General features: G+C 62.8%; 12 protein-coding genes. 9 read left to right on the top strand and 3 right to left on the bottom strand.

Annotation, left to right across the window (positions count from 1 at the left end):
- Positions 1-72 precede the first annotated feature (72 nt).
- On the bottom strand, positions 73-1,269 hold the full coding sequence (locus tag BLW80_RS16900; RefSeq protein WP_093759132.1) for an acetyl-CoA C-acyltransferase: 1,197 nt from the start codon (positions 1,267-1,269) through the stop codon (positions 73-75).
- 109 nt (positions 1,270-1,378) lie between these two features.
- Positions 1,379-2,149, bottom strand: coding sequence for an enoyl-CoA hydratase (locus BLW80_RS16895; protein WP_089267272.1), 771 nt, complete (start codon positions 2,147-2,149; stop codon positions 1,379-1,381).
- 176 nt (positions 2,150-2,325) lie between these two features.
- Between BLW80_RS16895 and BLW80_RS16890 the strand changes: the two genes are divergently transcribed.
- From BLW80_RS16890 to BLW80_RS16850, 9 genes are all read left to right on the top strand, one after another.
- Positions 2,326-3,021: a TetR/AcrR family transcriptional regulator gene (locus BLW80_RS16890; protein ID WP_093758817.1), complete on the top strand. Its 696-nt coding sequence runs from the start codon at positions 2,326-2,328 to the stop codon at positions 3,019-3,021.
- 163 nt (positions 3,022-3,184) lie between these two features.
- Positions 3,185-4,681 carry a CoA-acylating methylmalonate-semialdehyde dehydrogenase gene (locus BLW80_RS16885; protein ID WP_068730703.1) on the top strand — a complete coding sequence of 499 codons (1,497 nt, stop codon included), beginning with the start codon at positions 3,185-3,187 and terminating at the stop codon, positions 4,679-4,681.
- Positions 4,682-4,769: 88 nt separating this feature from the next.
- Positions 4,770-5,915 (top strand): isobutyryl-CoA dehydrogenase, encoded by a 1,146-nt coding sequence (locus tag BLW80_RS16880; protein WP_093758816.1) that lies wholly within the window; start codon positions 4,770-4,772, stop codon positions 5,913-5,915.
- Positions 5,912-6,982 carry an enoyl-CoA hydratase/isomerase family protein gene (locus BLW80_RS16875; protein ID WP_093758815.1) on the top strand — a complete coding sequence of 357 codons (1,071 nt, stop codon included), beginning with the start codon at positions 5,912-5,914 and terminating at the stop codon, positions 6,980-6,982. The genes BLW80_RS16880 and BLW80_RS16875 overlap by 4 nt, the downstream gene beginning before the upstream one ends.
- 81 nt (positions 6,983-7,063) lie before the next feature.
- Positions 7,064-7,951 carry a 3-hydroxyisobutyrate dehydrogenase gene (mmsB, locus tag BLW80_RS16870; RefSeq protein WP_089267276.1) on the top strand — a complete coding sequence of 296 codons (888 nt, stop codon included), beginning with the start codon at positions 7,064-7,066 and terminating at the stop codon, positions 7,949-7,951.
- A 13-nt stretch (positions 7,952-7,964) separates the two neighbouring features.
- A complete protein-coding gene (locus BLW80_RS16865; RefSeq protein ID WP_093758814.1) occupies positions 7,965-9,707 on the top strand; it encodes an AMP-binding protein in 1,743 nt (580 codons plus the stop codon).
- Positions 9,708-9,813: 106 nt separating this feature from the next.
- Positions 9,814-10,275, top strand: a complete 462-nt coding sequence (locus BLW80_RS16860) for a MaoC family dehydratase (protein WP_093758813.1) — start codon at positions 9,814-9,816, stop codon at positions 10,273-10,275.
- 12 nt (positions 10,276-10,287) lie between these two features.
- Positions 10,288-11,205 (top strand): SDR family NAD(P)-dependent oxidoreductase, encoded by a 918-nt coding sequence (locus tag BLW80_RS16855; protein ID WP_093758812.1) that lies wholly within the window; start codon positions 10,288-10,290, stop codon positions 11,203-11,205.
- Between the two features lie 39 nt (positions 11,206-11,244).
- On the top strand, positions 11,245-12,474 hold the full coding sequence (locus BLW80_RS16850; RefSeq protein WP_502688609.1) for a BaiN/RdsA family NAD(P)/FAD-dependent oxidoreductase: 1,230 nt from the start codon (positions 11,245-11,247) through the stop codon (positions 12,472-12,474).
- A gap of 126 nt (positions 12,475-12,600) precedes the next feature.
- On the opposite strand, the gene BLW80_RS16845 is transcribed toward BLW80_RS16850, so the two are convergent.
- Positions 12,601-13,680 (bottom strand): D-TA family PLP-dependent enzyme, encoded by a 1,080-nt coding sequence (locus BLW80_RS16845; RefSeq protein WP_093758810.1) that lies wholly within the window; start codon positions 13,678-13,680, stop codon positions 12,601-12,603.
- Positions 13,681-13,783 lie beyond the last annotated feature (103 nt).

Raw genomic sequence — 13,783 nt, 5'->3', positions numbered from 1 at the left:
GGTTTCCTGCAATCAATGAGAAAAGGCGTCGCGACGACCATCGCCGCGACGATCATATCTGGGAAAGGCGGTTCAGCGAACGATGCGTTCGATGGCAATCGCGGTGGCTTCGCCGCCGCCGATGCACAGTGCCGCGACGCCGCGTTTCAGGCCTCTGGCTTCCAGTGCATGCAGCAGCGTCACGATCAGCCGCGCGCCGGTGGCGCCGATGGGGTGGCCCAGCGCGCAGGCGCCGCCATTGACGTTCAGTTTTTCGCGGGGAATTCCAAGGTCGCGTTGCGCGGCCATCGGCACCACGGCAAAGGCCTCGTTGATTTCGAACAGATCGACATCGCCGACGCTCCAGCCGACCTTGTCGAGCAGTTTGCGGATTGCCGGAATGGGCGCAGTCGTGAACCATTGCGGTTCCTGGCTGTGCGTGGCGTGGCCATGGATCACGGCCAGCGCGGGCAGGCCCTCACGATCCACGAGGGAACGCTTGGCGAGCACCAGGGCAGCAGCGCCATCGGCATTGGCGGACGAAGCAGCGGGCGTGATAGTGCCGTTGCTGCGGAAGGCTGGTTTGAGGTTCGGGATCTTGGCGGGATCGACCTTCAGCGGATGTTCGTCATTGGCGATCTCGCGAGCTCCGGACTTCTCGACGACGGTCAGTGGCGTGATCTCCGCCTTGAAGGCGCCGCTCTCCACCGCCTTGCGCGCGCGGGTCAGCGTCTCGATCGCATAGGCGTCCTGATCTCCACGCGTGAACTGATAGGCCTCAGCGGTGGCTTCGCCGAAGTCACCCATCGAGCGACCGACCTCATAGGCATCCTCAAGCCCATCCATCAGCATGTGATCGATGATGCGATCATGGCCGACGCGGTAACCGCCGCGTGCCTTCTGCAGCAAATAGGGCGCATTGGTCATGCTCTCCATGCCGCCGGAGACGACGATCTCCGCCGAGCCGGCATGGATGATGTCGTGGGCAAGCATGGTCGCCTTCATGCCGGAGCCGCAGACCTTGTTAATCGTCGTGGCCCCCGTGGCATCCGGCAGCTTGGCACCTCGGGCGGCCTGGCGGGCGGGCGCCTGACCCTGGCCGGCGGGAAGTACGCAGCCCATGAAGACTTCGTCGATGCGCTCGGGTGTCAGTTTCGCGCGTGCCACGGCGGCACCGATGACGTGGCTGCCGAGCTTGTGGCCGGAGAAGGGCGATAGTTCGCCCTGGAAGCGGCCGAGCGGAGTGCGGGTGGCCGAGACGATGACGACCGGATCTGAAGCTGCGGACATGATGGAGGCTCCTTCGCGCAAGCGCGGGTCATTTGGATGACACTCATCATATGATGCGCTGCAAGATACGCAATGCCGGCCTGTGCAAAATTCTCGTGAGGTCGAGCTGCTAGCGTTTGCGGTTGATGAAACCCTGCATCAGTCGCTGCGGCTCGCCGGTCAGATAGGCCTCGCCGAACACGCCGACGCTGAGATTGACGGATTCTTTCAGCGGCAGCTCTTCCCACTGTTTCAGCAGGGCTTTTTGGGACCGCATGGCTTCGGGTCCACACTCGAGTATGGCTTCGATCGTCTTTTCGACTTCGGCATCGAGTGCGCCTTCGGCCGCAACCACATCGACCAGACCCCAATTGAGCGCGGTCGGTGCATCGATGGTAGCGGCAGTCATGATCAGCCAGCGCGCACGGCCCCAACCGATCAGGCGCGGCAAGAGGGCAGCGTGAATCACCGAGGGGATACCGACCCTGACCTCGGGCATGGCGTATTTGGAATCATGCGAAGCGATCCGGAAATCGCAGGCGGCAGCAAATTCGAGGCCGCCGCCAAGGCACCAGCCGGGGATGCGGGCGATCACAGGCGCGGGAAAAGCGCGGGCGGCTTCGCAGAGATCGCGCAGGCCGGAAATGAATTTCTCGGCGGAGGCCTGATCCAGCGTCGCCATTTCCTTGATGTCGGCGCCGCCAATCATGCTCTTTTCGCTCTGGCCGGCGATGACAAGCGCGCGAATGGCGCGTTCTGTGGCCAATACCTCGATGCCTTCGCGAACGCCCTTGATTGCGGCTGAATTGAGAATATTGAGTGAGCCGGCGTTGCAGATCGTCAGCCGAACTATACCTCGCGGGTCACGTTCGACACCGCAATGGGGATTGAGCATATGCATGAAATCGTCTCGTCCCTTGGCATTTCCTTGGGCCGGCGCGGATCGCCGGTCTTGCTCCTATCAATTCCGCGTCAAACTGCGGTGTTGTCAAGGCCTGCGGCCAGGTGTGCGTTGCGCATGCGGAGCAGCGTGAGTAATATGATCGACATCATCTATTTGTCTTGAATGGACCGCCGATGCGCTATTCGAAGGAACACAAGCTCGAGACGCATGCGCGGATCGTGAAGAAGGCTTCCGTGCGTCTGCGCGAAAAGGGCGCGCATGGCATCGGCGTGGCCGACCTCATGAAGGACGCGGGTCTGACCCATGGCGGCTTCTATGCGCATTTCGATTCGCGTGAGGCGCTGGTGATTGAAGCCTTCGCCTATGCGATGGACCGCTCGACGGATCGCTGGCGTCAGCTGGCCGGGCAGGCGGCGCCGGATCAGCGTCTGGCCACGATCGTGGATTCTTACCTGTCGCCGCAGCACCGCGACAATCCGGGCCATGGTTGCGCCGTCCCGGCGCTGGGCGCTGAGATCGCGCGCGAGAGCCCCAAGACGCGCAAGGTGTTTGCCGCCAAGCTCGATCAGATGATCGAAATGATGTCCGAGCAGTTTCATGGCGGACCGAGCAAATCGGCGCGCAGACAGGCGATGGCGGCGCTTGCCACCATGATGGGCACCATCGTGCTCGCCCGCGCCGCCGGCAATGGCGAGTTGTCCGAGGAGCTTTTGAGCGCTGGCCGCGAGGCCGTGCTGGGGCGTGCTGCAGCGCCGAAGCCTGCTGCGTCCATCCCTGCGGTGTCCAAGGCGGCGGCTCCCAAGAGCACGGCTAGAAAGCCGACTGCGAAGAAGGCGGCAACCAAGGCCGTATCTGCCGCCAAGAACTGATAATTGGCACACTGCCTGCGACATTGTCGCGGCGGTGACATTCTGACAGGGCGAAACTGCAGCGAGCCTGCAATTTCGCAAATCCGCCGCGCGTGCAGGGCCTTTCCAAACGCCATAAAGCCTGATCAACATCGGGCCAAATTTGGCTTCCAGGAGGAAACGCATGCGCACGATTGGACATTTCATCGGCGGCCGTGAGGTCGAGGGCAAGTCGGGGCGTTTCGCCGACGTTTTCGAGCCGATGACTGGCGAAGTTCAGGCCAAGGTTGCGCTGGCCTCCAAGGCCGAAATGCGCGCCGCGGTTCTCAATGCCGCCGAGGCGCAGGTCGCTTGGGGCAACACCAATCCGCAGCGCCGCGCCCGCGTGCTGATGAAGTTCCTCGAACTCGCCAACCGCGATTACGACAAGCTGGCCGATTGCCTGGCGCGTGAGCATGGCAAGACCGTGCCGGACGCCAAGGGCGATATTCAGCGCGGCCTGGAAGTGATCGAATTCGCCTGCGGCATTCCGCATCTCATGAAGGGCGAATATACCGAAGGCGCAGGCCCCGGCATCGACATCTATTCGATGCGCCAGGCGCTCGGCGTCGTCGCCGGCATCACGCCGTTCAACTTCCCGGCGATGATCCCGATGTGGAAATTCGGCCCGGCAATCGCTTGCGGCAACGCGTTCATTCTCAAGCCGTCCGAGCGCGATCCCGGCGTGCCGATGATGCTCGCCGCATTGATGATCGAAGCCGGTCTGCCGCCGGGCATCCTCAATGTCGTCAACGGCGACAAGGAAGCCGTCGACGCAATCCTCGACGACGAAGACATCAAGGCCGTTGGCTTCGTCGGCTCGTCGCCGATCGCCCAGTATATTTACGAGCGCGCTGCGGCGACCGGCAAGCGCGCCCAGTGCTTCGGCGGCGCGAAGAACCACGCCATCATCATGCCCGATGCGGATATGGACCAGACCGTCGATGCGTTGATCGGCGCCGGCTACGGCTCCGCTGGCGAGCGCTGCATGGCGATCTCGGTGGCCGTGCCTGTTGGCAAGACCACAGCCGACCGTCTGATGGAAAAGCTCATCCCGCGCGTCGAGAGCCTGAAGATCGGCACCTCCGTGGATCCGTCCGCCGACTTCGGTCCGCTGGTGACCAAGGAAGCCGTCGACCGCGTCAAGAACTATGTCGATATCGGCATCAAGGAAGGCGCCACGCTCGCCGTCGATGGCCGCGGCTTCAAGATGCAGGGCTACGAGAACGGCTTCTATATGGGTGGCTGTCTGTTCGACAACGTCACCAAGGACATGCGCATCTACAAGGAAGAGATCTTCGGGCCCGTGCTGTCGGTGGTGCGTGCCCACGATTACGAAGAAGCTCTCGCGCTGCCGTCAGATCATGACTACGGCAACGGCGTTGCGATCTTCACCCGTGACGGTGATGCTGCGCGCGACTTCGCCGCCAAGGTCAATGTCGGCATGGTTGGCATCAACGTGCCGATCCCGGTGCCGATCGCCTATTACACCTTCGGTGGCTGGAAGAAGTCCGGCTTCGGCGATCTCAACCAGCATGGTCCGGATTCGATCCGCTTCTACACCAAGACCAAGACGGTTACCGCGCGCTGGCCATCGGGTGTCAAGGAAGGCGCCGAGTTCTCGATCCCGTTGATGAAGTAAGAACACGCAAGCGGCCCGGCGCTCCCAAAGGTGGTGCACCGGGCCGTTTCATTTTTCCGGCTGATCAACAATCAACAAGAAGGGCGTGATGCAATTCGCTCTCGATGAGGAACAGACCGCTATTCGCGATATGGCGCGCGAATTTGCTGCGGAAAAGATCGCTCCCTTTGCGCTCAAATGGGACGAGGAGAAGCATTTCCCCAAAGAGGTGATGCGCGAAGCCGCGCAGCTCGGCATGGGCGGTATCTACATCCGTGACGATGTCGGCGGCTCCGCACTGACGCGTTTCGACGCCGCGCTGATTTTCGAGGCGCTGGCGACCGGCTGTCCGACCACCTCGGCCTTCATTTCGATCCACAACATGGCGTCGTGGATGATTGATTCCTATGGCAGCGAAGCGCAGCGCCAGAAGTGGCTGCCGCGACTTTGCACTATGGAGCTGCTGGCGAGCTACTGCCTGACTGAGCCCGGCTCGGGATCGGATGCAGCGGCGCTGCGCACCCGCGCCGTCGTCGACGGCGACCACTATGTGCTCAACGGCCAGAAGCAATTCATCTCCGGGGCCGGCGATACCGACGTCTACGTCGTGATGGTCCGTACGGGCGGCGAGGGGGCCGGCGGCGTCTCGACCATCGTGGTGGAGGCCGGTACGCCCGGTCTGTCGTTCGGCAACAACGAACGCAAGATGGGCTGGAACGCGCAATCGACACGCGCCGTGATCTTCGAAAATTGCCGCGTGCCGATCGCCAACCGGCTCGGTGACGAAGGCATCGGCTTCAAGATCGCCATGTCCGGTCTTGATGGTGGCCGTCTCAACATCGCAGCATGTTCGCTCGGTGGTGCGCAGTCGGCGCTCGACAAGTCGCTGAGCTACATGAAAGAGCGCAAGGCGTTCGGCAAGCGGCTCGACGAATTCCAGGCGCTGCAATTTCGTGTCGCCGATATGGCGACCGAACTGGAAGCCGCACGCACCTTCCTGTGGCGGGCGGCGGCGGCACTCGACCGCAAGGATGCCGATGCCGGCATGCTCTGCGCGATGGCCAAGCGCTTCGGCACCGATATCGGTTTCGAGGTCGCCAACGACGCGTTGCAGCTGCATGGCGGCTACGGCTATCTCGCCGAATACGGCATCGAGAAGATCGTGCGCGATTTGCGGGTGCACCAGATCCTCGAAGGCACCAATGAAATCATGCGGCTGATCGTGTCGCGCAAACTGATCGAGGGCGCGCGATGAGTTCGGACGTGGCAACGGAGACAGGCGACCTCATCGTCGCGCGGGAAGGTGCGGCCGGTGTGATCCGGCTGAACCGCCCGAAGGCATTGAACGCGCTGACGCTGGAGATGACGCGTGAGATCGCGACGGCGCTCGATATGTTTGAGGCCGATCCGAAGGTTGCGCTCATCATTCTCGAAGGAGCAGGCGAGCGCGGGCTGTGCGCCGGTGGCGACATTCGCGGCCTCTACGAGAGCGCCAAGGCCAAAGGCGATCTCGGCAAGATATTCTGGCGCGAGGAATATATCGTCAACGCGCGGATCGCGAAGTTCCCGAAGCCCTATGTCGCATACATGGACGGCTTTGTGATGGGCGGCGGCGTCGGTCTGGCCGGCCATGCCAGCCACCGCATCGTTACGGAGAAGACCAGGATGGCGATGCCGGAAGTCGGCCTTGGCTTCTTCCCCGATGTTGGCGGCACCTGGCTGTTGTCGCGTGCGCCGGGCGAACTCGGGACGTATTTCGGTCTGACCGGACTGACGGCAAATGGTGCCGATGCGCTTGCTGCACATATGGCGGACGTTCTGATCGACACCGTCAATTGGCCGGCATTGCGCGAAGCGCTGACAAAGCTGTCGTCAGGTGCCGATGCAGCGTTGGTGATGACAACACTCAAGAAGTTTGTAGCCCCGGAACAAACCGGTCCAGTCACGGCGCAGGGTGCGCTGATCGATCGCGCTTTCGCCCATGACAGCGTCGAGGAGATCGTGGCTGCGCTTGAGCAGGACGGTTCAGATTTCGCGCTGGCGACGATCAAGGCCATGTCCGACAAATCACCGCGGGGGCTCAAGGTTACCCTGAAGCTGCTGCGGCTCGCGCGCGCGTCGAAGTCGCTCGAGGAATGTCTGTCGCGCGAATATCTCGCGGCTCTCGAAGTGTTCGATAGCGCGGATTTCGTCGAGGGCGTGCGTGCGGCGATCATCGACAAGGACCGCAATCCGACATGGCAGCCGCCGGATCTCAATGACGTGACACCGGAGATCGTGGCGCGCTATCTCGCGCCGCGCGACGTTGCGCTCACGTTCTGAAGCGTTGCGTTCTGAACGAAAGTTGGATTTCGCCGTTTTCATCAGGCTTTAAAAACAAACAAACGATCACGAGGGCAGGACATGACCAGCATTGCATTCATCGGTCTCGGCAATATGGGTGGCCCGATGGCCGCCAACCTGGTCAAGGCGGGCCACAAGGTGACGGGCTTCGATCTCGTCGAGGCGTCCCGCGCGCAGGCGAGGGCGGATGGCGTGACCATTGCTGACAAGGCGGTCGATGCCGTGAAGGGCGCCGAGGTCATCATCACCATGCTGCCGGCCGGCAAACATGTGGTGTCGGTGTGGAGCGAGGTCATTCCCGTTGCCGCCAAGGGGGCGCTGATGATCGATTGCTCGACCATCGACGTGGAAAGCGCACGCAAGGCGCATGAACTGGCGGCTGCGCAGAAGCTGCCGTCGGTCGATGCGCCGGTCTCCGGTGGCACTGGCGGCGCCAAGGGCGCGACGCTGACCTTCATGGCCGGCGGCGATGCCAAGGCGTTCGCGTCAGCCAAGCCAGTCCTCGAAGCCATGGGCAAGAAGATCGTCCATTGCGGGGATGCCGGCGCGGGGCAGGCGGCCAAGATCTGCAACAACATGATCCTCGGCATTTCGATGATCGGCGTCAGCGAGGCCTTTGTGCTCGCCGAGAAGCTAGGTCTGTCGCATCAGGCGCTGTTCGATGTGGCCTCGACCTCGTCAGGCCAGTGCTGGTCGCTGACCACCTATTGCCCGGTGCCGGGACCGGTGCCGACATCGCCGGCCAATAATGAATACAAGCCCGGCTTTGCCGCGGCGCTGATGCTCAAGGATCTCAGGCTGTCGCAGGAAGCCGCCAAGGCCGCCGGCGCCAGGACGCCGCTCGGCGCTCATGCCGAGAGCATCTATGAGACCTATGAGAAGGAAGGTCACGGCGGTGATGACTTCTCGGGGATCATTCATCACCTTAGGCATCTGATGCCGAAATAGCGGGAGCGTCGGCATGACCACGTTCAAGCAGGCCCGCGCCTTCCTCCTCGAACACCGCACCGACTACGACACCGCCGTTGCCGGCTTTCGCTGGCCCGATCCGGTCGACTTCAACTGGGCGCTCGACTGGTTCGATGCCGAACTCGCCCATGATCCCGTCAGCAAGGACCGGACCGCGCTCTGGATCGTCGATGCGGTCGCCAGCCGCGAGACGAAGCTGTCGTTCGAGGTGCTGTCACGCCGCTCCAATCAGGTTGCCAATTTCCTGCGCGCGCAGGGGCTGCGGCGCGGCGATCATCTGTTGCTGCTGCTCGGCAATGTGGTGCCGCTGTGGGAGACCATGCTGGGGGCGATCAAGCTCGGCGTCGTCATCATTCCCGCCACGACGCTGCTGACCTCGGATGAATTGCAGGACCGGCTCGACCGCGGACGCGCCAAGCTTGTTGTGGCGGCCGAGGATCAGGTGGCCAAGTTCGGCAGCCTGAAGACCGAAGGCATCGGGCAGATCGTCGTCAACGCCGGATCGTCTCACGACGGCTGGCTGGCTTTCGAGACCTCAGCCGAATTCCCTGACACATTCACGCCGGATGGTCCGACCAGGGCTGACGATCCGATGCTGCTCTATTTCACCTCGGGCACCACGGCGAAGCCGAAGCTCGTGCGGCACAGCCAGCGCAGCTATCCCGTCGGCGGACTCTCGACGATGTTTTGGATCGGGCTACAGCCCGGCGATGTGCATTTGAACATTTCCTCGCCGGGCTGGGCCAAGCATGCCTGGAGCTGTTTCTTTGCGCCATGGAATGCCGGCGCAACGGTGTTCGTGGTCAATCAGCCGCGTTTCGACGCCAAGGGCCTGCTTGCCACCATCGGCCGCTGCGGCGTGACGACGCTCTGCGCACCGCCCACCGTGTGGCGGCTGTTCATTCAGGAGAAGCTTGCCACCTTCAAGGTCGCGCTGCGCGAAGTCTGTGGCGCCGGTGAGCCGCTCAATCCGGAAGTGATCGATCAGGTCAAGGCGGCCTGGGGCCTCACCATTCGCGACGGCTACGGCCAGACCGAGACCACCGCGCTGGCCGGCAATTCGCCGGGCCAGACCGTCAAGGTCGGCTCCATGGGCCGTCCGCTGCCGGGCTGGAAGGTTCGCGTTGTCGATGCCGATGGCAATCCGGCGAAAGAGGGTGAGGTCAGTCTCGTGCTCGGCGCCGATCGTCCGGCAGGATTGATGCAGGGCTATCAGGCCGAAGACGGTAGCGTCAGCGGTGCAAGCGGCGAGATCTATCGCAGCGGTGACGTCGTATTTGCCGATGACGATGGCTATCTCACTTTCGTCGGTCGCTCCGACGATGTGTTCAAATCCTCGGACTATCGCATCAGTCCGTTCGAACTGGAGAGTATCCTGCTCGAACACGATGCCGTGGCAGAGGCCGCCATTGTGCCGAGCCCCGATCCGATCCGACTCGCCATTCCCAAGGCCTATGTGTTGCTGATCGGCGATACCGCGCCGTCCAAGGCGACGGCGCTGTCGATCTATCAGCATCTGCATGTGCGTCTGGCGCCGTTCAAACGTATACGTCGGATCGAGTTCGTGACCGAGCTGCCGAAGACGATTTCGGGCAAGATTCGCAGGGTGCATCTGCGTCGGCTCGAACACGCCGACGATCGCAGCGATCCCTTGCGCGGTGTCGAGTTTCGCGAAGAGGATTTCCCCGAATTGCAGGCGCTCCGCGCGGCGGGATCGCAAGACGGCGAGCGGTAATTTGTCGCGCTTTGCATGGCTGCAGCGCACAATTTCGCTTGGCGTCAGGGTGTGCGCTGTGGAATCTGCGCCCGCAACGCAACTGGATTTTGAGGACTGAGACTGAATGAGCGCGATGATTGAACGTGATGCCTATATCGCCATGGTAGGCAAGGAAGTCGGCGTGTCGCCCTGGCATGTCATGGACCAGAAGCGCATTGATGCGTTCGCCGCGGCGACGGAGGATTTTCAGTTCATCCATGTCGATCCCGCGCGTGCGCGCGAAACGCCATTCGGCACGACGATCGCTCATGGCTTCCTGACCATGTCGATGCTCTCGGTGTTTTCCTATGAGGCGCTGCCGCAACTCGCCGATGTCGCCATGGGAGTCAATTACGGTACCGACAAAGTGCGCTTCGTGTCGCCGGTCAAAGCAGGATCGCGCATCCGCGGCCGCTTCATGCTGACCGAGGCGACGTTGCGCAAGCCGAAGGAATTGTTCACACGCACCGCTGTGAGTGTCGAGATCGAAGGCGAGGACAAGCCGGCATTGGTCGCCGACTGGCTCGGCCTTGTCTATTTCAATTGAGGAGTATGCCACATGACCATTCGATTTGACGGCCGCGTTGCCATCGTCACCGGCGCCGGCAATGGACTGGGCCGCGCCCATGCGCTGGGCCTTGCGAAGCTCGGCGCCAAGGTCGTCGTCAACGATTTCGGCGGCGCGCGCGACGGCACCGGCGGTTCGCTGACGGCGGCGGAAACCGTCGTCGAGGAAATTCGCGCCGCCGGCGGCACGGCGATGCCCGATGGCGCTGATGTCTCAAACTTCGAACAGGTCAAGGCGATGGTCGACAAGGCCACGAAGGATTGGGGCAGCGTCGATCTGATGTGCGCCAATGCCGGCATTCTCCGCGACAAGTCGTTCGCCAAGATGGAAGTCGCCGATTTCGCCAAGGTGCTGGACGTGCATCTCACCGGCACTTTCTATTGCTGCAAGGCCGTGTGGGAAGGTATGCGCGCGCGCAACTATGGGCGTATCGTGCTCACCACCTCGTCGTCTGGTCTGTACGGCAATTTCGGTCAGGCCAATTACGGTGCTGCCAAGACTGGCATGGTCGGCCTGATGAATGTGCTCGCCGAGGAAGGCCGCAAGACCGACATCCGCGTCAACATCGTGTCGCCGACAGCGGCCACGCGGATGACCGAGGAACTGCTGCCCGCGCAGGCGCTGCAACTGATGAAGCCGGAAGCGATCACGCCGGCAGTTGAATATCTGCTGAGCGAGAATGCGCCGACCAAGACCATCATGGGCGCCGGCGCAGGCTCCTTCGCGGTGATCAAGATTCTGGAAAGCGAAGGTGTCAATTTCGCCGAAGCTGACTGGAGCCCGGATACGATTGCCGCGCATTTCGCGGACATTAGTGATATGTCGAGGGCCAAGGCGCTGGAAGGCGCTTTCCATCAGACCCAGAAGTATGTCGAGCAGGCTGCCATTCGCTTGGGCGTGAAGGCCTGATCGGCGGCTTCGCCACTGCGTGAGACCGTGACTGAGCCTGTGAAGAACCAAGTTGCGGTGATCGGCGCGGGTCCTGCGGGGCTGATGGCGGCCGAAGTGCTGAGCCGTGGCGGTGCTGCCGTCACGGTCTATGACGCGATGCCATCGGCTGGTCGCAAGTTTCTGATGGCCGGACGCGGCGGGCTCAATCTCACTCATAGTGAGCCGCTGCCGGAATTCCTCAAGCGCTATGGCGCGGCGGAGGCGCAGCTTGCGCCGTCCGTCTCGGCTTTCACGCCGGCCGCTTTACGCGACTGGAGCGAGGCGCTGGGGCAGCCGACCTTTGTCGGCTCCAGCGGCCGGGTGTTTCCGCAGGCCTTCAAGGCATCGCCATTGCTGCGCGCGTGGCTGCGGCGGCTGGACGAGAGTGGCGTGCGGTTTGCCTTTCGTCACCGCTGGACAGGATGGGACGGCGATGGGCGTTTGATATTCCAAACGCCGGACGGCTCGCGGGCGATCGCCTGCAAGAGCGCGGTTCTTGCGCTCGGCGGTGCAAGCTGGCCGCGGCTCGGCTCCGACGGTGCCTGGATCGATGTGTTGGCTGCGAAGGGCTTGAGCATCGCGCCGCTGCGTCCGGCGAATTCCGGCTTTACGGTCGCGTGGTCGGAGATATTCAAGGACCGTTTCGAAGGTCAGCCGCTGAAGGGTGTTGCGCTATCGTTAGGTGCACACAGCGTGCGCGGCGAGGCGATGGTGACGCGCACTGGCATTGAAGGCGGCGGCATCTATGCGCTCTCGTCTCTGTTGCGCGAAGCGGTCATCGCGGATGGCAAGGCGACGCTGCGCGTTGCTCTTAGACCGGACCTCGATGCGAAGGAGCTGACCACGAAGCTGGCAGCATCGCGTGGCAAGCAGTCTTTCTCCAATTTCCTGCGCAAGGCGATCCATCTGTCGCCGGTGGCCATTGGGCTGCTGCAGGAAGTCGCTGTCCCAGAGGGCATTCAACTGGCGTCATTGCCGCCGGAGAAGTTGGCAGCCTTGATCAACGCCGTGCCGGTGACGCTCAATGGCGTCGCGCCGATCGCGCGTGCTATTTCGACGGCGGGTGGCGTCTCGTTCGATGAGATCGATGACGCCTTTATGCTGAAGCGTATGCCGGGCACATTCGTCGCCGGCGAGATGCTCGATTGGGAAGCGCCGACCGGCGGTTACCTGCTGCAGGCGTCCTTTGCGACGGGAGCTGCAGCGGGCGAGGGCGTTTTGAGGTGGCTGGCTTTTTCGCCCCGATAGAACGCCGACCTCATGGTGAGGAGCGCGCTCTTGCGCGCGTCTCGAACCATGAATGTGTGTCCATCCTTCGAGACGGCGCCAAGCGGCGCCTCCTCAGGAGAGGTCCCGAGTGTAAGCGCTGTCGCGTCAGCGCAGCTTCCCACGCGCGGCCACCGGCAGCGTGCCGATAATCTCGTCACCGCGCACCATCACCACTTCATCGAACATGTTGACGACAACACAGACGTGGTTCGGCACGATGCGGACGACGTCGCCGACATTGGGACGCGTGTTGCTGCGTCCGAGATCGAGGAAGCCGTGTTCTTCGGCGAAGCGCGCGATCTTGGCTTCGGGATGTTCGAGGATCAGGCCGTAGCCGTCGAGGCCACCGGTGTCCGGCGTCAGCGTCTTCGAACCCGCATCGAGGATGCCGCGTTCGGGGCCGGCGCGGCTGACCACGGTCGAGTAGACGTTGAGCGCGCAGTCGTCCCAGGTCGCGGAGCCGGCGGCGACCTGCATGCGGTCGTTATAGATATAGGTGCCGAAGCGATGTTCGGTGGCGCCCTTCAGCGAACCGACATTCCTGAGGTTCGGCGTGCCGCCGGTGGACACGATCGTCGGCTCGAGGCCGAGGGCGCGGACGCCGGCCAGCGCTTCATCGTAGAATTTCTGGGCGTCGGGCCAGCCGGTCTCGGTCGGGTACAGCATGAAGCCTGCGAAGGTGAGGCCTTTCGAGCCCGCGATCTCCTTGGCGAGAGCGATGGCTTCCGCGGGCGTCTCGACGCCGGCGCGCTTGCGGCCGGTATCGCATTCGACCACGACGTTGACGTTCCGGCCCGAAATCGCGGCGGCTTTCGGCAGGTCGCCGATGACGACGGAATTGTCGGCGGCGACGGTGACATTCGCCTTCGCCTGCAGTGCGCCGAGCCGCGCCATCTTCTCGTCGCCGAGCAGGTTGTAGCTGATCAGGATGTCGTCGATCCCGGCATCGGCCATGATCTCGGCCTCACCAAGCTTCTGGCAGGTGATGCCTTTCGCGCCAGCTGCGATCTGCATCTTGGCGATCACCGGGCTCTTGTGGGTCTTGATATGCGGCCGGTTGGCGATGCCGGCATCATCGCAGACCTTCTGGATGCGCGCGATATTGCGCTCGACGCGGTCCATGTCGATGACGAGGGCAGGCGTGCCGTAGTCGTTGGAGATCTTGGCGGCGAGTGTGGTGGTCATTGTGTCGTCTCCGGCATTTCCACCGTCATTGCGAGGAGCGAAGCGACGAAGCAATTCAGTCTTCGCTTGTTGCCTCTGGATTGCTTCGCTTCGCTCGCAATGA

This window comes from Tardiphaga sp. OK245 (assembly GCF_900108575.1).
Classification (GTDB): Bacteria; Pseudomonadota; Alphaproteobacteria; order Rhizobiales; family Xanthobacteraceae; genus Tardiphaga; species Tardiphaga robiniae.
Note: the sequence above shows the minus strand (reverse complement) of the source record. Positions and strands in the feature narration are given on the sequence as shown.

Bases quoted from the DNA above. Each gene is read 5' to 3' on its own strand.
- BLW80_RS16890 (WP_093758817.1), top strand. From the start codon at position 2,326: ATGCGCTATTCGAAGGAACACAAGCTCGAGACGCATGCGCGGATCGTG.
- BLW80_RS16855 (WP_093758812.1), top strand. From the start codon at position 10,288: ATGACCATTCGATTTGACGGCCGCGTTGCCATCGTCACCGGCGCCGGC.
- BLW80_RS16845 (WP_093758810.1), bottom strand. From the start codon at position 13,680: ATGACCACCACACTCGCCGCCAAGATCTCCAACGACTACGGCACGCCT.
- mmsB (WP_089267276.1), top strand. From the start codon at position 7,064: ATGACCAGCATTGCATTCATCGGTCTCGGCAATATGGGTGGCCCGATG.
- BLW80_RS16900 (WP_093759132.1), bottom strand. From the start codon at position 1,269: ATGTCCGCAGCTTCAGATCCGGTCGTCATCGTCTCGGCCACCCGCACT.
- BLW80_RS16865 (WP_093758814.1), top strand. From the start codon at position 7,965: ATGACCACGTTCAAGCAGGCCCGCGCCTTCCTCCTCGAACACCGCACC.
- BLW80_RS16895 (WP_089267272.1), bottom strand. From the start codon at position 2,149: ATGCATATGCTCAATCCCCATTGCGGTGTCGAACGTGACCCGCGAGGT.
- BLW80_RS16875 (WP_093758815.1), top strand. From the start codon at position 5,912: ATGAGTTCGGACGTGGCAACGGAGACAGGCGACCTCATCGTCGCGCGG.
- BLW80_RS16885 (WP_068730703.1), top strand. From the start codon at position 3,185: ATGCGCACGATTGGACATTTCATCGGCGGCCGTGAGGTCGAGGGCAAG.
- BLW80_RS16860 (WP_093758813.1), top strand. From the start codon at position 9,814: ATGAGCGCGATGATTGAACGTGATGCCTATATCGCCATGGTAGGCAAG.
- BLW80_RS16880 (WP_093758816.1), top strand. From the start codon at position 4,770: ATGCAATTCGCTCTCGATGAGGAACAGACCGCTATTCGCGATATGGCG.